This window comes from Stutzerimonas stutzeri SDM-LAC (assembly GCF_000235745.1).
GTDB classification, from domain to species: Bacteria; Pseudomonadota; Gammaproteobacteria; order Pseudomonadales; family Pseudomonadaceae; genus Stutzerimonas; species Stutzerimonas stutzeri_H.
This window is the reverse complement of sequence record NZ_AGSX01000043.1, coordinates 110159-132434: the sequence shown is the minus strand read 5'-3', so window position 1 is coordinate 132434 and position 22276 is coordinate 110159. Positions and strand designations below refer to the sequence as shown.

Here is a 22276-nt window from a genome sequence, read left to right as displayed (position 1 = left end):
GCTACGACCTCCAAACTCAAGTGCGCCTGCCCGCCTGGGCGGCGCCACATTCAGGACAGCGCCGGAGCCCCCGTGAAGACACTCACCGAGCTGCATTTCGATAACCGCTTCGCCCGACTCGGCGATGTGTTTTCCACAAAGGTGACGCCCGATCCGCTGGATGCGCCGCGTCTGGTCGTCGCCAGCGAAGCCGCCATGGCATTGCTCGACCTCGATCCGGCCATCAAGGACGATCCGCTATTTACCGAGTTGTTCTCGGCACACAAGCTCTGGAGCACGGCAGAACCGCGAGCGATGGTCTACTCCGGTCATCAGTTCGGCAGCTACAACCCGCAGCTGGGTGATGGGCGCGGTTTGCTACTCGGTGAAGTAGTCAACGAGGCCGGCGAGCATTGGGATCTGCACCTCAAGGGTGCTGGGCTGACACCCTATTCCCGCATGGGTGACGGCCGTGCCGTGCTGCGTTCATCGATCCGCGAGTTTCTGGCCAGCGAGCACTTGCATGCGCTGGGCATTCCGAGCTCGCGCGCGCTATGCGTCACCGGCTCGGATACGCCGGTCTACCGTGAACGCCAGGAGCGCGGTGCGATGCTGATGCGCCTTGCGCCCAGCCACGTACGCTTCGGCCACTTCGAATTCTTCTACTACACCAAGCAACACAACGAGCTGAAGAAGCTGCTCGATCATGTCGTCGAGAGCCACTTCTCCGAATGCCTGGAGCACCCGGAGCCTTACCACGCCTTCTTCCGTGAAGTGCTGCAGCGCACCGCCGAGATGGTCGCCAAATGGCAGGCCTACGGCTTCTGCCACGGAGTGATGAACACCGACAACATGTCCATCCTCGGCATCACCTTCGACTTCGGCCCCTACGCCTTTCTCGACGATTTCGATGCACGCTTCATCTGCAATCACTCCGACCATGCCGGTCGCTACTCCTACGAAAACCAGGTGCCGATTGCGCACTGGAACCTCGCCGCACTGGCGCAGGCCCTGACGCCCTTCATCGCTATTGAGCAATTACGCGCAACCATGGACCTGTTCCTGCCGATCTACGAAGCGGCCTGGCTCGACCTGATGCGTAAACGGCTGGGCTTGCAGGCCGCCGAGGAAGACGACAAGGAGTTGATCCAACGTTTGCTGCAGTTGATGCAGAGCGGCGCCATCGACTACACGCGCTTCTTCCGAGAACTTGGCGACAGCCCGGCAGAGCTGGCCCTGGCGCGGCTGCGCGAGGATTTCATCGATATCAAGGCCTTCGACGATTGGGCCGCTGCCTATCGCCAACGTAGCGAGCGCGAGGGCAGCGACCAATGCCAACGTCAAGCGCGCATGCACTCGGTGAACCCGAAGTACATCTTGCGAAACTACCTGGCTCAACAAGCAATCGAAGCCGCCGAAGCGGGAGACTATGGCCCGGTTCGCGAGCTACATGCCGTGCTCAGCCGCCCCTTCGATGACCAACCGGGCATGGAGCGCTACGCAGAGCGGCCACCGGAATGGGGCAAGCATCTGGAAATCAGCTGCTCGTCATGAGCCATTGGTTTGCGCAAGATGCTGCACATTATGTTGCCAAAAACCCCTGTTACCCCTACGGCAAGGTGCGCAGCCGCTGGGCTCGAGCGCACGTGCGCAAAACCTTGCGCAGGGCTCGGCAGGATGTTGCCCAACTAAATGCGAAGTGCCCCGCAGGATCGGCCACCCGCGCGCTTACGATAATTACAACCTATTGATAAATAACGATTTTTATTAAACTGGCACGCACCTTGTACTTGTTTATGGGCCATTCCGGCATTCAACAAGGCAAGGAGAGCGTTCATGCCAACACCCGCGTATCTGTCCCTCGAAGGCACCAAGCAAGGTCTGATCACCGCAGGCACTTTTACCGAGGACTCGGTCGGCAATATTTTCCAGGAAGGACACGAAGACCAGATCCTGGTGCAGGCCTTCCAGCATCAGGTCATCATCCCGCGTGATCCGCAGTCCGGCCAACCTACCGGCCAGCGCGTACACAAACCGCTGATGATCACCAAAGTATTCGACAAGTCATCGCCGCTGATCTTCAACGCCCTGACTTCCGGCGAGCGCCTGAACAAGTGCCGTCTGGAGTGGTACCGCACCTCCTCCACCGGTACCCAGGAGCACTACTTCACCATCGAACTGGAAGACGCAGTGATCGTCGACGTGCAGTCGCGCATGCCCAACTGCCAGGACCCGAACATGTCCCACTTCACCCACCTGGAAGACGTCTACTTCACCTACCGCAAGATCGTCTGGACCCACGAGGTCTCAGGCACTTCCGGTTCCGACGACTGGCGCACCCCGATCTCGGCCTAAGCCTTGATCAGGCCTCGCGGCCACGGTTAATCCGACATCGGCCAGGCTTACCTGGCCGATGTGTTTTCAGCCGATCCAATCGGTAAACAACGCAGTGCTTCACACGACTTTTTCACCAAAAGAGCGAAAATCGCTGCCAGCTTTTTGCGGGTAGGGTGCTTCCCCAATCCGCGTTACGGCACGCCTGGAGTATCGGCATTGCCGCCTTGCGAACCCTTGTCGGCTCGCTGCCATGGACTGGTTACAAAGGAACAGGGAATGTTCAATCCGGCCAACGACACGCATTTCAGCCTTGTCATTGAAGGCGTCCAGCACGACCTGCAGGTCCTCGAATTCAAAGGTCGAGAGGCCATTTCGCAACCCTTCTCGTTCGATCTCGAACTGGTCAGCGAACGCCCCGACCTGAACCTTGAAAGCCTGTTGCACCAGCAGGCCTTTCTAGCGCTGTCGCCTGGCGGCAATGGCATTCACGGGATTATCTACAGCGCCGCGCAAGGCAATTCCGGCAAACGCCTGACGCGCTATCGCATCGCCTTGCGACCACAGCTTGCCTATCTATCTCACCGCATCAACCAACGCATCTTCCAGCAACTCTCGGTACCGCAGATCATTGCCAAGGTGCTTGATGAGCATGGCATCCTCGCCGGTGACCGCCACCGTTTCGATCTCGGCCCGGTGGTCTACCCCAAAAGGGATTACTGCGTTCAGTACGACGAAACGGATCTTCAGTTCATCCAGCGTCTCTGTGAAGAAGAAGGCATTCACTACCACTTCCAGCACAGCGAAAGCGGCCACATACTGGTGTTCGGCGATGACCAGACGGTATTCCGATCACTTGCCCCTATGGCCTACCAGCAGGACAGTGGACTGGTTGCCGATGAGCCGGTCATCAAGCGCTTCGGCGTACGCATCGAGACCCGCACTGGCCGAGTCACCCGCCGCGATTACGATTTCGAAAAGCCCCGCCTGACCATGGAGGCGGCAGTACGGAGCGACGCCCAACCCGACCTCGAGGACTACGACTACCCCGGCCGCTTCGCCGACCGTGAGCGCGGCAAGCACCTGTCCCGTCGCGCACTGGAACGCCATCGCCACGACTTCGAGCTGGCCGAGGGAGAAAGCGACCAGCCGCTGCTTGTCAGCGGTCATTTCCTCCCAATCAGCGATCACCCGCGCAGCGACTGGAATCAGCTCTGGCTGCTGACCGAAGTGTTCCACGAAGGCAAGCAACCGCAGGTGTTGGAAGAGTCCGTCACTGATCTTTCAGGCACCTCCACGCTGACGCCCTCAGCGCTCCATGGCGAGGATCAGTTTGCCAATAATGGCTTCACCCAAGGCTACCGAAACCACTTCACCGCGACCCCTTGGGCCGTCCCCTTCCGCCCCGCACTCAGCCACCCCAAACCACGCATTCTCGGCAGCCAGAGCGCAGTCGTGACCGGACCTGCTGGCGAAGAGATCCATTGCGACGAGTACGGTCGCGTGAAGGTGCAGTTTTTCTGGGACCGAGAAGGCAAAGCCGATGAGCACACCAGCTGCTGGCTGCGCGTGTCATCCAGTTGGGCCGGTGACCGCTACGGCGGTATTGCCATTCCGCGCGTCGGTATGGAGGTGCTGATTACCTTCTTGGAGGGCGATCCCGACCAACCCCTCTTGACCGGTTGCTTGTATCACAAGGAAAACGCCGTCCCCTACGAGCTGCCCGCAAACAAGACGCGCAGCGTATTCAAGACCCTGAGCAGTCCAGGCGGCAGCGGCTACAACGAGCTACGCATCGAAGACCGCAAAGGCGCCGAACAGATCTACCTCCACGCCCAGCGCGACTGGGACGAGAACATCGAGCACGACCAGAAAATCCGCGTAGGTCACGAACGCCACGACACCGTCGAGGCCAACAGCTACAGCGAATTCAAGTCCGAAGAACACCGCACCACCCACGCCGACCGCCGCAGCGAAGTCAAAGCCAACGACCACCTGACCGTCGGCAACAGCCAACACGTGAAGATCGGCACCGGCCAGTTCATCGAAGCCGGCCAGGAAATCCACCTTTCCAGCGGCCTGAAGATCGTGCTTGAAGCCGGCAGCGAACTGACCTTCAAGGCTGGTGGCAGCTTTATCAAGCTCGACGGCAGCGGCGTGACACTGGTGGGGCCGGTGATCCGGATTAACTCCGGCGGGGCACCGGGCAATGGCTCAGCGGCGGCGCCTATCTCACCGGTATTGCCCAAACCAGCAGATACCGCTCCGGTGGGCGAGAAAACCAGCACCGCCAATCCGAACCAGTTACCAGCCCCAATAGAAAAAGTGGCCCCGGGACCGCAACAATTGATCGTGGATGTCTGGGGCGACCCGGAGCAAGGCGGGCAAGTTGAGTTGCTCGACCCGGAGGAAGACGCATGAGCGAGTTGAAGGATCAACCCATCGAGCAGGGTGTTCGCAAGCGTGCCGAGTACGAAAATGCGCAGCGCAAGAGGCTCGTGCTGAATGTCGACCGGGAGGATGGTGGCAAGCTGTCTCTGCCCATCGCTGTAGACATGCGCAGCCATGAGGAAGAAGAAAACATTCAACAGAACACATTCTTGGCCATCATGCCGCTGGCCAAGCTGCCAGGACATGACGCCTACAACGAGGCCCCCCGGGGAGCGCTGCCACGTCCAGGGCGAATCTACGTATTCCAGAATGGCAAGCTTTGGCGTGAGGTCTGGTGCGACGGCCAAGGCAACATGAAGGATGTCGATCTCGCACATTGGCGCAGGCAGGCCGAGAGCGGCGCCGCTGCCAATGAACGGCAATCTGTCGGCACGCAGCAGCAAGTCCTGCTGATTCCTATCCTTGTACAGGGGCAATCTGTCGCCAACAACTACCTGATGGCCTACAGCGAGAAGCCCTGGACGTGGGAATATATCCGCTGGCTTGAGGCAGATCGGAATCGAGTCAAAAGCCGCGCCCATATCGTCGCATTCGCTTGGTCGGCGGCGGTCGTTGGGATGGATCAATGGCGGCCGACGCAGGCCATGCCGGCGGTGGTGATCAGCGCTCAAACGGAAGGCTTTCGAGCGCGCGACTTCAGCATCGAGAGCCTGCTGAGTGATCCGTCCCTATTCACCCCCAGCCTGAGTAGCATCCCCTCGAATGAAATGAGCAGCCGCATGCAGCTGCGCCTGGAAGAACTGGCTTCTGCCACCCGCAGTGCGCCACCGCAGCCCCTGCCCACCTTGGCGGCCAGTGCGGATGTGCTTGCGGAACGCAATATGCGAGCCTATCCGAAGCTGGTAGGGCTGATGCTCGACGACCCCTTGTTCGCGCTCAGACATGCCTGTGCGCAAGCGCGTCTGGCGGAGTCCTACCTTCTTACCCTCAATGCGCTGGTGCCGCATCGCCCCAATGGTCGCTACGCCCATGCGCTGTACAGCTCGGTCATGCAAAGCCCGAGCAGCCCTCTGGGCAAGTTCAAGAAGCAGCTGCACCTCGAGCAACTTCACGACGCTGTGTTCGACGGCGAACGCGAGCTGGTAAGGACCGCCCTGTCATCCCAACTGCAACGCCTGGTCAGCCTTCTATCGGATGTTTCGCTGGCGGCAGCGCTGTGGGACTGGCAATACGCCCACGATGAACGCCTGCTAGAACCCTACCAGTTGCTCAGCGAGATATTCACCACGCTGGGCAAACTGCCCGACCATATCGATGCCTTGTCTCCGGCCGACGCCAGTAACTCGTTGCAAACCCGAATCGCCCAGTTAAGCGAACGCCTCCTGGCCGGCCATCACCCACTCACCAAGCCTTTCCTGGCGCAGGCGGACGGCACCTTACCCGAGGCCGTAGAGCGGCTTGTCGCCCTGGCCGCAAAAAAACGCGAACCCGAGCCACAGCGCATGGGCATGAACAGCCTGCTGCACATGGCCGACATCGACCCGCAGGACACCGACAAGGTGCTGGTGTACAAGAATCTGCACGCCCTGATCAGCGACTTTATGGACACTTTCTCCATAGCCGTGCTGACCCAGGTGCAGCGCTTGAACGATGCTAAAGTGAACGTAGCCATTGAGTTCCACCGCCTGTTCGCACCGACTCACGGCGTACTCGAGAAACTTTCTCCCAGCTGGCGTGGCATTCAACTGGTCAGCGAAGCACAGGCCCAGGCTTCGAACCTACGGATTTTGGGCGTTCAAGGAGAGGGGCTGCGCTATGGCCTGACCACCACCGAGCGGGCTGCCCTCACCCGCAAGAGCTACCTGTATATGAACGTCGTCAATCCGGAGGGTCAGGTCATCGGCTCCACCAGCCCGCGTCAGGTGGGACGGGGGCTGCCCAATCATGGGACAGGAGTCATCATCGCCGCCCCTGCCGACCATCCTGAGGTGATCAAGTACGGCGCCTGGAAACATGCGGTGGCCAGCAAACTCGACACTGCCGCGCAGTCGCCTTCCATGCCTGTAGTGGCGGTGGCTTGCGCCCTGTACAACCTGAGTGCGCAGGTTGAGGGGATTAGGAGTTTGGAAAGGGAAGCGGGGGATGGTCTAGACCGCTATCGCGCCGGATATATATCTGCAGCGGCTGACCTTGTGGTTGCCTCGGGCAACCTATCGAAATTTATTCTTGGCGGTGAGCATCAGCTCGTAAGCTTGCTGAACAAACCACGCCTCGAGGCTTCCAGAATCTCCACCCGCTGGGCAGCAAATCTGGCAGAGCAGACGGGCAACCCTCGTCTGCCAGTACTGCGCGCTCTTTCGGGCGGGGCCATGCTTTTTACGACGGCGATTACCGTCTGGGACGCCAAGCGCGCCTGGCACCAGGGCGACCGCGATGCCGCCCTGGCCTATGGCGTGGCGGCGGCGGGCGGGGCGGCCTGGACGGCTTACGCTTTTGGTATGTGCATCAACCCGGTGGTGCTGATTGCCGGGGCCACGCTGTTTATCGGTGGCAGCATCCTGGCCGGCTGGCTGGTCGACAGCGACGTCGAGGCGCTGATGAAGAACGGGCCTTTTGGCAAGGATCATGGGCAGGTCGGCGCGCTCGACAAATTGCTTGGAGACGACCAGCGCTTCGCTCATCTGAGCGACCCGCATGTTGCCTACCAGCAGCTGCTCGGCATCCTCGGCCGGCCCGTGATCAAGGTGAGTCGTCTAGGCGACTGGCTGGATCTGGCGCCAGCGAGCGTGCGTGCGGGTATCAGCAGCCTCAATCGGCAGCGCGCCCCGCTGAACGCGGCCCTGGAATGCCGTCGCACTTCGGCCCAGCCCTTCGAGCGCGACGACTGGGCGGTGCGTATCCACTCTCCCCTGTTGGGCCTATTCGACGCCCAGCACTTTCAGTTCTTTGCCCGGGAAGCATTGGGGGTGCTTCCGCTCAATGGCGCCTTCAATGCGGAGCGCACCGAGCATCGCCCGATCGACGAGGCCAAGCTGACCGCGCACCCTCTGGACGAGGCCTCGGTGCTCTATATATTGCCGAAGCAGTTTCCCGTGATGACGCTTACCCCATTGCAACGCTATGGGCAGAAGGTCACTCAGCGTCTCAAGGTTTTCGGTCAATTCCGCCTCGCCAAGGAGGCCGACCGCTCCGACGAGCTGGTGCTGCCACAGCCCAATCCGAAAACCTGGCAACCTTATCAAGCAGCCTTCGCCAAACCCCCGGCGCTAAACGCTAGGACCGATGACGTTCCCTACTGGCAAATCGAAACTCTGGAATTCAAGGTATGACTGAAACCTACGGCCCTGCCGCCTATCGCGGCCAAGCCTTGCCCCCACTGCCTTCACCGATTCGCGACAAGCATGGTTTGTTCGATACCGCCTTGAAATGGGGGCATTACGCCAACTTGGATTCGATATCCGAGATCGAAGGCCAGCTTATGGGTGAGGCTCATCTGGCCTATGAGCGGCAAACCAAGGAAAAAAAACGCAAACAGCAGATTTATTGCGATGCGGAGCGCTGGAATTTTGAAAATAGCGGCAAGCTATTGCATTTTTTATTCATATTAAAGCTTTGCTGCTTAATGTCATTTTTTTTCCCATGGACACTAAAGCTGGCAGATGTTTTTAACAGTAACTTCTTGGTCACAACACTAGGTCTCTTCATTATGATCGCCTGTCTCGTGATTTACGGTTCATCGAGGCCCTGGCTGGCTTATATATTTGGCGGAGTGTTCGGAATAATTACCGCCGGAACCATTGCTTGGGACCAAGGCGCGCTTTGGGGTTATTGGGACGAACAAACTGCATTCTGGTTCGGCGCGGTTCTGCTCTTTATGGCGGTTATCGGCGTCGATCTGCTGATCGGCCTCTATTCCCTGATATATACCCATGACGGCAGCAGCTTCAACCGGCGCGACGGCATGCTGCGAATCGGCCGGCGCTTCCGCTCGCCCTTCGTCGCCCCGTTCTACGAATTCGACCCGGTGATGCAACTGCAGATCACCCCCCATGGCGGCCACGACTACGTACTCTGGCTGCATCACCGCTATACCGACACTAAGGTTTGCCTAGGCATGAAAATGCACAGCTTGGGCCTCGACAAACCCAACCTTTACGCCTTTTGGGATACCTTGCAGCGATATATGGATGTCGAGCAGCCGCTGCCCGATCTGCCCGTACTGGAGCAGAGTCGTCACTTGGACCCGGTTACCGCCGCCCATGACGCCACCATTGGCCGCCCCGAACGCTACTGGCGCGACCTTACCCTCGAAGGTTGGAAGCGCAGCTCTGCGTCGAAGAAGCTGAGGGAGCAACTGGCCAGCCACCCTTGGCAACAACAACCCTGCGCGCTGCACGCCAAGGTCGCCCCAGGCCTGAGCGTCGAAGACTACTACCGTAGCCAGGAGGCGAAATGCATCAATGCCACTCCAAAGGGCAATGATTTCAGCAATGTCCATCAACATCGTGTCGGTACCGAGCCTAGCTAGTCGATGGAGCACTCTCGGTAGCAGCGCTGCTCAGTATGAGTCGGCTGTATCCGGGAGGAATGCCGCTCGCGTCCTACCGTAACGCCGTATAAACACGACGCCGCGCTTATGTAGTAGCCAAGCGTCGCTGCCTCGTTCAGTTCGGCGACGCTTACTTCCGTGGGCAATCGGTGAGTCGGCATTCCTCACTACTCAGGCACCTCCACACACACATGAATCGCATCGTGCCGCCAATACTCCACGTCGCAATCAATCAGCCGATCATGCTGGTCGCGGTTGAGGCGGGTGATGCGCAGGGCTGGGCTGCCGGGGGCGGTGCGTAGGGTTGAGGCGGCTTCGGGGTGTAACGCAGTGGGAACCATGTCGAAGCGGACGCGGCCGTAGTGGATGCCGTACTCGCTCGAATAGAGCTCGGTCAGGGAGCGGGTCAGGTCGTAATTGAGGATACCCGGGAAGTAGCTGGGGTTCAGATAGTGTTCGACGTAGAGCACCAAGCGGCCATCGATGCGCCGGGCGCGGCGGATCTGGATGACGCCGGATAACGCGGGCAGCGCCAAGCGCGCGCAGATGTCCGCGGCAGCCGGCATCAGCCGGGCGGACAACAGCTCCGTCGCCGGGATCCGCCCCTGCTCCTGCACCATCGCGTGAAAGTGGCTTCGCACGAGCGGGTTGTAGGCGATCCGGGGCGGTGAGACGAACCAGCCGCGACGATCCTCTCGGTAGATCAGCCCCTGTGATTCCAGCTGGCCCAGCGCTTCTCGCAACGTGATCCGTGTGGTGTCGAAGAGTTCGCTAAGTTTGCGTTCGGACGGCAGTTGCCCGCTGGGCTGCAGCAACCCGTGGGCGATCTGCTCCTGCAAGGATCGGCAGATTGCCGTAACCGCTCGCGGTACCTCGTCACGCATCACCTTCTCCATGGCTGGACTAGTCCAGCACCAGAACGGAGCACTTGCTCCTGTCATTTCCCACCGCAAACAGGCTGTTGAAGTTAAGCAAGCTAAATGACCAGCGCGTGACATCGTCGCGCATGGCACCCACGCAGCGGTTGTTTAAGCCCGTTCGAGCGCATCGGTGAAAGTAATGGAAACGGCGCCAGGCAAGGCGCTCAGCCTGAGCTAGGCTTGCTACGGCGCTCCTGTCGCAGTGTCGCCCATGGGAGGCGACGGCGGAGGCATCGACATCAAAATGTCATTTGCGCCCCCTAGATTGGCTTCAGTCTTGCTGAACTAGACCAACTTGACCTGCGAAAGGAGCTTCTGATGAAACGACTGCTGCTGGCTTCACTGCTGGGATCGGCGATCGCGCTGGCGACCTCGGCGAACGCTGCACAAACGGACCTGAAAAGCCTCGAAGAGGCGGCACGCGCGGAAGGTGAGGTCAACAGCGTCGGCATGCCGGACAGCTGGGCCAACTGGAAGGACACCTGGCAGGATCTGCAGAACAAATACGGCCTCAAGCACATGGATACCGACATGAGCTCGGCCCAGGAGATCGCTAAGTTCGCTGCGGAAAAGGATAACGCCACGGCCGACATCGGCGACGTCGGTGCCGCATTCGGGCCGATCGCTGTTCAGCAAGGCGTCACCCAAGCCTACAAGCCGAGCACCTGGGACCAAGTCCCCGACTGGGCCAAGGACAAGGACGGCCACTGGCTGCTGGCCTACACCGGCTCCATTGCCTTTATCGTTAACAAGCAGCTGGTCAAGGAGGCGCCGACGTCCTGGGCCGAGCTCAAGAACGGCACGTACAAGGTCGCCATCGGTGACGTCAGCGCCGCCGCCCAGGCCGTGAACGGTGTGCTGGCAGCCGCCATCGCTAACGGTGGTGACGAGACGAACATCCAGCCGGGACTGGATTATTTCGCCGAGATCGCCAAACAGGGCCGCCTGTCGCTGTCGAACCCCACCATCCAGACGCTGGAGCGCGGCGAAGTGGAAGTCGGTGTGGTTTGGGACTTCAACGGCCTGTCCTACCGCGACCAGATCGACCCGAGCCGCTTCGAAGTGCTGATTCCCTCCGATGGCTCGGTAATTTCCGGCTACACGACCATCATCAACAAGTGGGCCAAGCACCCCAACGCCGCCAAGCTGGCGCGTGAGTACATCCTGTCCGATGCCGGGCAAATCAACCTCGCCAAGGGCAACGCAAGGCCGATTCGCGCCGAGCACCTGACCCTGCCGGCCGAGGTGCAGGCGAAACTGCTGCCCAACGAGCAGTACGCCAAGGTCCGGCCCATCAAGAACGCCGAAGCCTGGGAAGCCACCTCCAAGGCCCTGCCGCAGCAGTGGCAGGAAAACGTGATCATCGAGATGGAATGACCGGAGGCGGGAAGTCACCGGCACCAAGGAACAGGTCAGCTCGCGAATGCGCTCGAAAAGCGGCACTCGCGAGCAATGACCCGAAAGCGCCCTCTCTACGGCAGGCAACCGGCAGGAAACGCAAGCATGCGCAAAGCCATCCTCGTCATCCTTGACGGTCTCAGCTACGAGGTGGCCGAGCATGCACTCGGGCACCTTCAGGCCTATTGCATGGCCGGGCGCGGCGCCTTGTACCGGCTGCAGTGCGAACTGCCGGCCCTGTCCCGGCCGTTGTACGAGTGCATCCTCACTGGCGTGCCCCCCATCGAGAGCGGCATCGTGCATAACGATGTGGTGCGGCTGTCGACCGAGCGCAGCATCTTCCATTACGCACGTGATGCAGGTTTGAGCACTGCAGCCGCGGCCTATCACTGGGTCAGTGAGCTCTATAACCGCGCGCCGTTTCACGCCGCACGCGACCGCCACAGCGAGACCCCCGAGCTGCCGATCCAGCACGGGCATTTCTACTACGAAGACCATTACCCCGATTCCCACCTGTTAGCCGATGCGGAAAGTTTGCGGCTGCGGCATCGCCCCGACCTCCTGCTGGTGCACCCGATGAACATCGACGACGCCGGCCACAAGCACGGCCTGGATTCGTCTCAGTACCGCAACGCGGCACGCCGCGCGGACATTCTGCTGGCGGAGTACCTGCAGCGTTGGCTGGATGACGGCTATCAGGTGTTGGTGACGGCCGACCACGGGATGAACAACGATCGCTCCCACAATGGCCTGCTGCCGGAGGAGCGCGAGGTGCCGTTGTTTGCGCTGGGCTCGGCGTTCAGTCTCGATCTATCGGCGCGCCCAAAACAGACCGAGCTGTGCGGCACGCTGTGCGAGCTGCTTGGCGTAGCGCATGACAAGCCCGCGTGCCGGGAGCTGCTGAAATGACCGCGCCGCTCGAGAACAACCTCAAGACCGCGGCCATACGCGACCATGCCGCTCCAGCCGCGGTGGGTCGCAGACCCGCTCGTGGCAAACAGCTGGCGCTGCTCTGCCTGCTGCCCTTCGCGCTGTTCTTCTTCGCCTTCCAGATCGCCCCGCTGCTGTGGGTGACGGTCAACAGCCTGAACACGCCCGAGGGCTGGGGACTGGCCAATTTCCAGAAGATCTTCGGCTCGAAGTTCTACCTGCAAGCGATCAAGCACAGCCTGCAGATCGCCTTCTGGTCGAGCCTGTTCGGGATCGTCATCGCGATTCTGGGGAGTTACTCGTTGCGTCAGGTCGACTCGAAGCTGCGCGATTTCGTCATGGCCTTTTCCAACATGACCAGCAATTTCGCGGGTGTGCCGTTGGCCTTTGCGTTCGTCATCCTGCTCGGCTTCAACGGGGCGCTAACCATCCTGCTCAAGCAGGCCGGGATCATCGAGGACTTCAACCTCTACTCCAAGACCGGCCTGATCGTGCTCTACACCTATTTCCAGATTCCGCTGGGCGTGTTGCTGCTCTATCCCGCGTTCGACGCGCTGCGCGAAGACTGGCGCGAGTCGGCGTCCTTGCTGGGCGCGGGAATCTGGAGCTACTGGCGCTACATCGGCCTGCCGGTGCTGACGCCTGCACTGCTTGGCACCTTCGTCATCCTGCTGGCCAACGCGCTGGGCGCCTATGCCACCGTCTATTACCTCACCACGGGCAACTTCAACGTCCTGCCGATCCGCATCGCGGCGATGATTTCCGGGGATATCTCGCTGGATCCGCACATGGCCAGTGCGCTGGCGATGGTGCTGGTCGGGCTGATGGCGGTGATTACCGTGGCGCATCAGCTGCTGCTGAAGAGGAGCTACCATGCGAGCCGTTGAAGCCCGGCGCGGCCAGCGCTACCACCGCATCGTGGTGTGGCTGCTGTTCCTGATCCTGCTGCTGCCATTGGCAGCGACCTTTCTCTACTCGATCGCCAACAGCTGGTCGGCCACGATTCTTCCGGACGGATTGACCCTCGACTGGTATCTGCAGCTGTGGAGCGACGAGCGCTTCCTGCGTGCCTTCGGTCAGTCCCTGCTGGTCTGCTTCGGTGCGCTGGCCCTGGCAGTGGTGCTGATCCTGCCGCTGCTGTTCGTGGTGCATTACCACTTTCCGAAACTCGACGGCCTGATGAACATCCTGATCCTGCTGCCCTTCGCGGTGCCGCCGGTGGTGTCCTCGGTCGGGCTGCTGCAGCTGTACGGCTCCGGGCCGCTGGCGATGGTCGGTACGCCGTGGATACTGATTGGCGCCTACTTCACCATCGCCCTGCCCTTCATGTACCGCGCGATCAGCAACAACCTGCAGGCGATCAACCTGCGCGACCTGATGGACGCCGCCCACCTGCTCGGCGCCAGTACCTGGAAGGCAGCATTGCTGGTGGTGCTACCGAACCTGCGCAAGGGCCTGATGGTGTCGCTGTTCCTGTCGTTCTCCTTTCTGTTCGGCGAGTTCGTCTTCGCCAATCTGCTGGTGGGCACGCGCTACGAGACCCTGCAGGTTTACCTGAACAACATGAAAAACAGCAGCGGTCACTTCAATAGCGCGCTGGTGATCTCCTACTTCTTCTTCGTACTGGTGTTTACCTGGGCAGCGACCCGGTTGAATCGAGAGCGTACAGCCTAAGCGCGTGGGTCGTTTGGTAAGGCCGTTTGGTAAGACTGTGCGGCCGAGCCTGACGTGCGTGTCTCGCCAGGCCGAGCTTCTTCAAACCGATCCATGCCACCGCAGCGGCAATTCGAGACAGGAACCCTCATGAGCTACTTTTCCATTCGCAACCTGCACAAGTCCTTTGGTGAAACCCAGGTCTTCAGCGACATCCACTGCGAGATCGCCAAGGGTGAGCTGATCACCCTGCTCGGCCCGTCCGGTTGCGGCAAATCCACCCTGCTGCGCTGCATCGCCGGGCTGACTGAGGTAGACGGCGGGCAGATCGTGCTGGATGGCGACGATCTGGTGCCAGTCGCACCGCAGAAGCGCCAGATCGGCATGGTATTCCAGAGCTACGCGCTGTTCCCCAATATGACGGTCGAGCAGAACGTCACCTTCGGCCTGCGCATGCAGAAAATCGCCCAGGACGAAAGCGCGCGACGGGTCGCCGAGGTGCTGGAGATGGTCGAGCTCAACGACTTCGCGCGGCGCTACCCCAGCCAACTCTCAGGCGGCCAATGTCAGCGTGTCGCTCTGGCGCGCTCGTTGGTCACTCGCCCTCGCCTGCTGTTGCTCGATGAGCCGCTATCGGCGCTGGACGCCCGCATCCGCAAGCACCTTCGCGAACAGATCCGCACGATCCAGCAGGAGCTGGGATTGACGACCATTTTCGTCACCCATGACCAGGAAGAGGCGCTGACGCTTTCCGACCGCATCCTGCTGATGAATGCCGGCCGCATCGTCCAGAGCGCCGATGCCGAAACCCTCTACACCGCACCGGTGGACGCCTTCGCCGCCGGTTTCATCGGCAACTACAACCTGCTGTCCGCCGAAGTCGCCACCCGCCTGCTGCAACGCCCGGTCAATGCACAGGTGGCGATTCGGCCTGAAGCCATCGCCTTGCTCAACACAACCGAAGGCAACACCGGCATTGCTGCCGTGATCAAAAGCCATAGCCTGCTCGGCAATGTGATCCGTTACCGCGTCGAAGCGCGCAACGTCGAACTCTTGGTCGACGTGCTCAACCGCTCCTCGGCCGATCTCTATCCCCAGGGTCGCCTGGTAAGCCTTACCATCGACGCTTGCGCAATTCACGAGGTGGCTTGATGGCCCTGGCAATTTTCGACCTGGACGAAACCCTGATCGACGGCGACTGCGCCAGTCTCTGGGCTCATGAAATGGCCAAGATCGGCTGGGTGGATGGCGAATCCTTCCTGCGCAAGGATGCCGAGCTGATGGCCGAGTACGCCTTCGGCCGGCTGGCGATGGAGGACTACATGACGTTCAGCCTGGCGCCGCTGGTCGGCCGCACGGCCGAAGAGGTCGACCACATCGTCGGCCCCTTCGTCGAGGACGTGATCGAGCCGCTGATCTACAGCGACGCCATGCGCCATATCGCCGAACATCGCAAAGCCGGCGACCGCATTCTAGTGATTTCCGCGTCGGCGGAGTTTCTCGTCGGCGCGGTTGCCGAGCGGCTCGGAATCAACGAGGTTTTGGCCATTCAGCTGGAAGAGCAGCACGGCTTCTACAGCGGCAACACCCGTGGCGTGCTGACCTACCGTGACGGCAAGGTGACGCGGTTACGCGAGTGGGCCGAAGCGGCAGGCGAGTCGCTGGACGGCGCGCACTTCTACTCCGACTCGATCAACGACCTGCCGCTGCTCGAACAGGTGGCGCATCCGCACGTGGTCAACCCCGATCCGCTGTTGCGTGAGCAGGCCGAGGCCCGGGGGTGGCCGCTGCTGGCCTGGACCTGACGCGAACCTCAAGCCTCGGTGTTCAATGGCAGCAGAACCCTGAACAGCGCCCCTCTGCCTTCTTCACTTTCGACTTGAATCTGGCCTTTATGCGCTTTGACGATCTGCTCTGCTATGAACAATCCCAGGCCAAGCCCAGCGCTGCTTTCGCTGCCTTCGGCACGCTCGAACTGGCAGAAAATGCGCTCCAGGCTTTTCGCGCTGATCCCGATCCCTTGATCGCGCACCTCGATGCAGGCCGCGTCGTCCTGACGCGTCACGCTGACTTGCACCGGATTACCCGCGCCATAGCGCATGGCGTTGGTCAGCAGGTTTGCCAGCACCTGCTCGATACGAAATTCATCCCAGCAACCAATGATCGGTTCGGGGCGCTGGAACAGCAGCGTGCAGCCACTCACCTCCATCTGCGGGGCAAAATTTTCCACCACGCTGGCTACGAGCTTTCCCAGATCCGCCTGCCTCGGCCGAATTGACAGCTTGCCGGTGCGAATCCGCGACACGTCGAGCATGTCGTCGATCAGGCGAATCAGGCTCTGGATTTGCCGCTCATCCTTGTCGACCATCTGCCGTAGCCTGTCCGGGCTAATTGCCGCGACGTTCTCGCGACCGAGCTGCAACTTGCGTAACTGTACTTCCAGGATGAGCGTATTGAGTGGCGTCTTCAGCTCATGGGAGACGATCGACATGAAGTCGTCGCGCATGCGCACGGCATTCTCCAGCTCGGCCTTGGTGCTGCGCAGCTCGTTGAGCAACACCTCCTGTTCGCGGCGGCTGCGCTCCAGCTCTTCCAGCTGACGGGCCAGGCGCTTGCGGTTGCGATACAGGTCAACGAACACGCTGACCTTGCTGCGCACCGCATGGGTGTCCAGCGGCTTTTGCATGAAGTCGACGGCACCGCTTTCGTAGCCCTTGAAGGCATAGTCGAGCTCGCGCCCGGCGGCGCTGACAAAGACGATCGGGATCTGCTTGGTGCGCTCGGTGCCGCGCATCAACTCGGCCAGCTGGAAGCCATCCATGCCCGGCATCTGCACATCGAGTATGGCCAGCGCAAACTCGTGACGAAGCAGTAACTCAAGCGCATGTTCGGCCGATTCGGCCTGATGCACGCGGATGCCCGGCCCCTTCAGCAGAGCGTCCAGCGCCAGCAGGTTTTCCGGCAGATCATCGACGATCAGCAGGTTCGCTTCATCGGTTTGGTTGGGCATCGGTCACTCCAGATCACGCAACAATCGATGAATATCGCGTAAGGGCAAAATGTAATCCGGCGCGAAGCGCTGGAGTGCAGCAAGTGGCATCGTCGGCACCTCGGCTTCGCCGGGCTCCTGAACGATTGTGAGGCCGCCGGCCTGCTTGATCGACTCGAGACCGGCGGCGCCGTCCTCGTTGGCTCCGGTCAGGAGGATGCCGGCGACCCGGTCGCCCCAGACATCGGCCGCTGACTCGAAGAGCACATCGATCGATGGTCTCGAAAAATGCATCGCGTCATCCTGGCTGAGCGACAGCGTCATGTCCGCCTCGACCAGCAGGTGATAGCCCGGCGCTGCGAAGTAGAGCGTGCCGCCGTGCACCGGCTCCTTGTCGCGCGCTTCCTTCACAGCCAGATCGGTCTTGCGCTGGAAGATCTCTACCAGCTGGGTCTGCCCTTTCGGGGGCACATGCTGAACCATCAGCAGCGGCAAGCGGAACGTAGGCGGCAACCCCGAAACCAGCGCACTGAGCGCGGCCAACCCGCCAGCCGACGCGCCGATCACCACGGCATCCACAGGCCGGGCGGGCAGCTTGGTTGAGGCTTCGGCAGGCGCGTTCATAGCTTGCGGAAAATCCTTTCCTGCTTGTTGAAGGCTTCGAACCGCTCGGCATAGCCGGAAAACTCGAGGGTTTCCTTGCTGCCGAGGCCGAGAAAGCCGCGATAACAAAGCGAATCGAGAAACAGGCCAAAGGCCCGATCTTGCAGCGGCTTGTTGAAATAGATCAGCACGTTGCGGCAGGAAATCAACTGCGTTTCGGCGAATACGCTATCGGTCGCCAAGCTGTGATCGGCGAACGTTACGTTCTCTTTCAAGGACTTATCCATGATTGCCGAGTCGTAGGCGGCCGTATAGTAATCGCTCAAGCTGTGCTTGCCACCGGCACATTGGTAGTTATCGGTGTACTGGCGCATGTTATCGATGTTGAAGATGCCCTGACGCGCACGCTCGAGCGACCTTGGGTTGATGTCTGTTGCGTACAAGATTGTACGGTCGAGCAGCCCTTCTTCCTTGAGCAGGATAGCCATCGAGTAGACCTCTTCGCCCGTGCTGCAACCGGCAATCCAGATTTTCAGCGACGGGTACGTGCGCAGTACCGGAATCACCTGCTCACGCAAGGCCAGGTAATAGCTGGGGTCACGGAACATTTCGCTCACCGGGATGGTGAGGAACTGCAGCAGCTCCATGAACGCCTGCGGGTCATAGAGAATCCGCCGCTGAAGCTGCGAAATGTTCTCGCAGCGCATCTGCTTCAACGCCAGCAGCACCCGGCGCTTGAGCGAAGCACCGGAATAGTCGCGGAAATCGTAGCTGTAGCGCAGGTAGATCGCTTCGATCAGCAGCTTCAGCTCGATGGCCTGGTTGCGGTCCGGCATGTCAGAGCAGCTCCACCTTCGGCAACCAAACACGGATCAGCGAGAACAGTCGATCCAGATCGATGGGCTTGGCCAGGTAGTCGTTGGCCCCGGCGCGCAGGCAACGATCCTGGTCATCCTTCATCGCCTTTGCAGTCACGGCGATGATTGGCAGCTTGGCAAGGCGTGGGTCCTTGCGGATCTCTTGCATGGCGGTGAAGCCATCCATCTCCGGCATCATGATGTCCATCAGCACCAGGTCGATATCGTCGACACTCTGCAGCTGGGCGATTGCCTCGTGACCATTGCGGGCGATCTCGATCAGCGCGCCCTTCTGCTCCAATGCACTGGTGAGCGCGAAAACGTTGCGCACGTCGTCGTCGACCACCAGGATCTTGCGGCCTTCGAAGGCCTTTTCCCGGCTGCGCACGCTTTTGAGCATCTTCTGCCGCTCCGGCGGCATGTCCGACTCCACCTTGTGCAGGAACAGCGTGACCTCATCGAGCAATCGCTCCGGCGACCGGGCGCCCTTAATGATGATCGAGCGCGAATATTTCATCAGTGCCGCTTCTTCGTCGCGGGTCAGGTTGCGCCCGGTATAGACGATGACCGGCGGGAACGAGCAGATATCTTCACGCGCCATGCGTTCGAGCAGTTCATGGCCGTCCATGTCGGGCAGTTTGAGGTCGATGATCATGCAGTCGAAAACCGTGGTACGGAGCAGCTCGAGGGCCTGCTCGCCGAACTCCACCGCGGTGATTTCGATATCGATGTCTTCGATCAGGCGCGACACGCTTTCGCGCTGACGGGCGTCGTCTTCAACCAGCAAGATACGTTTGACCTTCTGCGCCAACTTCGCCTCGAAGCGGCCGAATACGGCCTTTAGGTCTTCGCGGGTCGTCGGTTTGGTCGCGTAGCCGATGGCGCCCATTTGCATCGCGGCTTCCTTACGATCCTCCACCGAGACGATGTGCACCGGGATGTGTCGGGTGATGGGGTTTTCCTTGAGTCGTTCAAGCACGGTCAGCCCGGAGTGATCCGGCAAGCGCATGTCCAGCAGGATCGCATCGGGTCGGTATTGCACCGCGGTGTCGAAGCCGTGGTCGGCGTTCTGCGCGATCAGGCAGCTGTATTTCAGTTCGTGGGCTAGGTCGCGAAGAATGCCGGCAAACTGCGGCTCGTCCTCGATCACCAGTACCGAACGCTCGAACGGGAAGCGCTCGCGGTCGTCCGCCACGGTCGCCACGCCTTGGCTTTGCTCCAGCACCGGTCGCGGCGTTGCAGCAGTCGGAGTCGCCACAGGTACAGGCGCTGCCTGGATATTGATCGCCGCAGGTAAAGGCTCGGGCTCCTGCTCGGCCACCGGGGCACTGTAGTTCTCCGGAACGATCAAGGTGAACACACTACCGGCCCCCGGCTCGCTACTGACCTCGATAGTGCCGCCGAGCAGCTGGGCCAGTTCGCGGGAAATGGACAAGCCCAGCCCGGTGCCGCCATAACGCCGGTTGGTGGTGCCGTCGGCCTGACGGAAGGCTTCGAAGATAACCTCCTGCTGATCGGCGGGGATACCGATTCCCGAATCACGCACGGCAAAGGCGATCTGCTGGTCGTCGCGGCGCGTGACCCGAAGTTCTACCGAGCCTTTCTCGGTGAATTTGAAGGCATTGGACAGCAGGTTCTTGAGAATCTGCTCCAGCCGTTGGCGGTCGGTATAGAGGCTGGATGGCACGTTTTCGTCGACTTGAATGTCGAACTGCAGGGTCTTTTCCAGTGACTGAGCGAGAAACAGGCTCTTCAGCCCATCAACCAATCGCGTGAGGACTAGCAGCTCGGGATGGACATCCAGCTTGCCGGCTTCGACCTTGGATATATCCAAGATGTCGTTGATCAGGTTGAGCAAATCGTTGCCCGCCGAGTAGATCGAGCGTGCGAACTGCACTTGGTCTTCCTTCAGATTGCCGTTGGGATTATCTGCCAGCAATTTGGCGAGAATCAGCGAGCTGTTCAGCGGCGTGCGCAGCTCGTGGGACATGTTGGCGAGGAATTCCGATTTATAACGACTGGCACGCTGCAACTCATCGGCGCGCTCTTCGAGCATCAGCTGCACCTCATGCAGGCGATGGTTTTTCAGGTCCGTTTCGTCACGCTGCAGCGCCAGCGCCTGGGTCTGTTCGGCGAGCTGCTCGTTGGTCTGCTCCAGTTCGGCCTGCTGCTCTTCCATGTGCGCCTGCGACTCACGCAAGGCGTTTGACTGCTCTTCGAGCTCCTCGTTGGCCGCGCGCAGCTCTTCCTGCTGCACCTGCAGCTCCTCGTTGAGCTGCTGGGTTTCAGCGAGCATGCGCTGCAGACGCTGGCGGTAGCGCGCGGCTTCGATGGCCGAGCCGATGTTCTCGCTAACCCGCCGCAGCAACTCGCTGTCTTCATCAAGCAAGGGCCGCAGGAAGCCGATTTCAAGCACGGCGTTGACCAGGCCGCTGTCTTCCACCGGGAAGATCAGTACCGACGCAGCGTCAGCGCTACCCAGCGCCGAACTGACGTTCAGGTAACCCTGCGGCACATTGTCGAGCGACATCGGGCGGCGCTCCAGGGCCACCTGGCCCACCAGCCCCTCGCCAAGTTCCAACGCGCGACCCGCTTGCAAGCGATCCCGATCCCAGCCGAATTCCGCGACGCGCTGCAGTTTGCCGTCCTGGGTAACATAGAGCGCGCCAACGCTCATGCCGAGGTAGCGCCCGAGGAAGCCAAGCACGCTTTGGCCCAAGGTCGGCAACGCCTGCTCGCCGATCATCGATTCGCTGAGCTGGGTCTGGCCGGTTCGGTACCAGGCCTGCTTTTCCAGTGCGGCAGCATGCGCCTGTTGCCGCTCAAGCGATTCCGAGTAGCTGTCCGACAAACTGATCAGGTCGCGCCGCCCGAAATAAACCAGCAGGCCGCTGAAGATCAGGCTGAACAGCAAAAAACCGCCGATTAGCGCGGTGGTGATCGTTTCGGTCGTGTCGGTACGTTCGGCGCGGACTTGCCTTTCGTAGGCGATGAACTCGTCGAGCAGCCGACGCTGCTCCTCCTTGAGCTCCAGTCCTTCTTTGCTGCGCACGTACTCCGTGATCGGCTCGTTGCGGGCCCGGCGCGCAATCGCCACCTCGGCAAAGGCCACCCACAGATCGTGTAACTGAGCCACGCGCTCGACCCGATTCAGCTGTACCGGGTCATCGCCTGCGTACTGCTCGATCCGCTCCAGATGGCGGTCGTAAACCGGCAATGCGCGGCGATAGGGTTCGAGAAAAACCTCTTCTCCCGCGATGAGGTAGCCACGCATCGAGGCTTCCAGCTCACCCATCACCTTCAGCATGTCGTGAGCGTATGCAACACCCTCCACGGAGCGCTCGACCCAGTGGCTGACGTTGAGCAGAAAATAGACGATGGTGCTGAAGAAGAACGCACTTAGAAAGCCAAAACCGAGCGGTACTGCCACGTTGCGGTTGAGGATGCGCTTGAAATGATTCTGATCGATGAATGAATCGCCCATCTGGGTTCCTTTACGGGGAGCACGTGGCAGCCACCCACATCAGCGCGAAAAGCGACGTATGGCGTTGCAATGCGTCGATCCCGGCACGTTCAAGGTCTTTCGCGTGAAATGGAGGCGTCACGCATGCAAGTCGACCGAGGACTTTACACCGCCTCGCTTGCAAGCACAAAAAAGCCCGGCCGAATGGCC

At 60.6% G+C, this 22276-nt stretch carries 16 protein-coding genes; 11 read left to right on the top strand and 5 right to left on the bottom strand.

The window, feature by feature from the left end:
• Window positions 1-72: 72 nt before the first annotated feature.
• The 5 genes from selO to PSTU_RS22220 all read left to right on the top strand — a co-directional run bounded on the left by selO (window position 73) and on the right by PSTU_RS22220 (window position 9232).
• Window positions 73-1533, top strand: coding sequence for a protein adenylyltransferase SelO (gene selO / locus PSTU_RS0104630; RefSeq protein ID WP_019339877.1), 1461 nt, complete (start codon window positions 73-75; stop codon window positions 1531-1533).
• Window positions 1534-1815: 282 nt separating this feature from the next.
• Window positions 1816-2334: an Hcp family type VI secretion system effector gene (locus PSTU_RS0104625; protein ID WP_019339876.1), complete on the top strand. Its 519-nt coding sequence runs from the start codon at window positions 1816-1818 to the stop codon at window positions 2332-2334.
• Window positions 2335-2592: 258 nt separating this feature from the next.
• Window positions 2593-4734 carry a type VI secretion system tip protein TssI/VgrG gene (tssI, locus tag PSTU_RS0104620; RefSeq protein WP_019339875.1) on the top strand — a complete coding sequence of 714 codons (2142 nt, stop codon included), beginning with the start codon at window positions 2593-2595 and terminating at the stop codon, window positions 4732-4734.
• The gene (locus PSTU_RS0104615) at window positions 4731-8033 is read left to right on the top strand and encodes a hypothetical protein (RefSeq protein ID WP_019339874.1); all 3303 of its coding nucleotides are present in this window, start codon (window positions 4731-4733) and stop codon (window positions 8031-8033) included. Before tssI ends, PSTU_RS0104615 begins: the two co-directional genes overlap by 4 nt.
• Window positions 8034-8578: 545 nt before the next feature.
• A complete protein-coding gene (locus PSTU_RS22220; RefSeq protein WP_029404611.1) occupies window positions 8579-9232 on the top strand; it encodes a hypothetical protein in 654 nt (217 codons plus the stop codon).
• Between the two features lie 188 nt (window positions 9233-9420).
• Here PSTU_RS22220 and PSTU_RS0104605 read toward each other — a convergent pair whose 3' ends face one another.
• A complete protein-coding gene (locus PSTU_RS0104605; RefSeq protein ID WP_019339872.1) occupies window positions 9421-10137 on the bottom strand; it encodes a UTRA domain-containing protein in 717 nt (238 codons plus the stop codon).
• 354 nt (window positions 10138-10491) lie between these two features.
• On the opposite strand from PSTU_RS0104605, the gene PSTU_RS0104600 reads away from it, so the two are divergent.
• The 6 genes from PSTU_RS0104600 (at window position 10492) to PSTU_RS0104575 (ending at window position 15959) form a co-directional block, all read left to right on the top strand.
• The gene (locus tag PSTU_RS0104600) at window positions 10492-11550 is read left to right on the top strand and encodes an ABC transporter substrate-binding protein (protein WP_019339871.1); all 1059 of its coding nucleotides are present in this window, start codon (window positions 10492-10494) and stop codon (window positions 11548-11550) included.
• 126 nt (window positions 11551-11676) lie between these two features.
• Entirely contained in the window at window positions 11677-12480 is an 804-nt protein-coding gene (locus PSTU_RS0104595) for an alkaline phosphatase family protein (protein WP_019339870.1), read from the top strand.
• A complete protein-coding gene (locus PSTU_RS0104590) occupies window positions 12477-13388 on the top strand; it encodes an ABC transporter permease (protein WP_019339869.1) in 912 nt (303 codons plus the stop codon). The genes PSTU_RS0104595 and PSTU_RS0104590 overlap by 4 nt, the downstream gene beginning before the upstream one ends.
• A complete protein-coding gene (locus tag PSTU_RS0104585) occupies window positions 13375-14175 on the top strand; it encodes an ABC transporter permease (protein ID WP_019339868.1) in 801 nt (266 codons plus the stop codon). The genes PSTU_RS0104590 and PSTU_RS0104585 overlap by 14 nt, the downstream gene beginning before the upstream one ends.
• A 129-nt stretch (window positions 14176-14304) precedes the next feature.
• Window positions 14305-15306 (top strand): ABC transporter ATP-binding protein, encoded by a 1002-nt coding sequence (locus tag PSTU_RS0104580; RefSeq protein WP_019339867.1) that lies wholly within the window; start codon window positions 14305-14307, stop codon window positions 15304-15306.
• Window positions 15306-15959, top strand: a complete 654-nt coding sequence (locus PSTU_RS0104575; protein ID WP_019339866.1) for an HAD family hydrolase — start codon at window positions 15306-15308, stop codon at window positions 15957-15959. Before PSTU_RS0104580 ends, PSTU_RS0104575 begins: the two co-directional genes overlap by 1 nt.
• An 8-nt stretch (window positions 15960-15967) precedes the next feature.
• Here the strand turns inward: PSTU_RS0104575 and PSTU_RS0104570 are convergent, their stop codons facing one another.
• From PSTU_RS0104570 to PSTU_RS0104555, 4 genes are read right to left on the bottom strand one after another with little or no spacing between them, the layout of a single operon-like run.
• Window positions 15968-17164, bottom strand: a complete 1197-nt coding sequence (locus tag PSTU_RS0104570; RefSeq protein ID WP_019339865.1) for a hybrid sensor histidine kinase/response regulator — start codon at window positions 17162-17164, stop codon at window positions 15968-15970.
• Between the two features lie 3 nt (window positions 17165-17167).
• Window positions 17168-17767 (bottom strand): chemotaxis protein CheB, encoded by a 600-nt coding sequence (locus PSTU_RS0104565; protein ID WP_019339864.1) that lies wholly within the window; start codon window positions 17765-17767, stop codon window positions 17168-17170.
• Window positions 17764-18582: a CheR family methyltransferase gene (locus PSTU_RS0104560; RefSeq protein WP_019339863.1), complete on the bottom strand. Its 819-nt coding sequence runs from the start codon at window positions 18580-18582 to the stop codon at window positions 17764-17766. The genes PSTU_RS0104565 and PSTU_RS0104560 overlap by 4 nt, the downstream gene beginning before the upstream one ends.
• A gap of 1 nt (window position 18583) precedes the next feature.
• Complete coding sequence (locus tag PSTU_RS0104555; RefSeq protein WP_019339862.1) at window positions 18584-22087, bottom strand: response regulator; 3504 nt, start codon at window positions 22085-22087, stop codon at window positions 18584-18586.
• Between the last annotated feature and the right edge of the window lie 189 nt (window positions 22088-22276).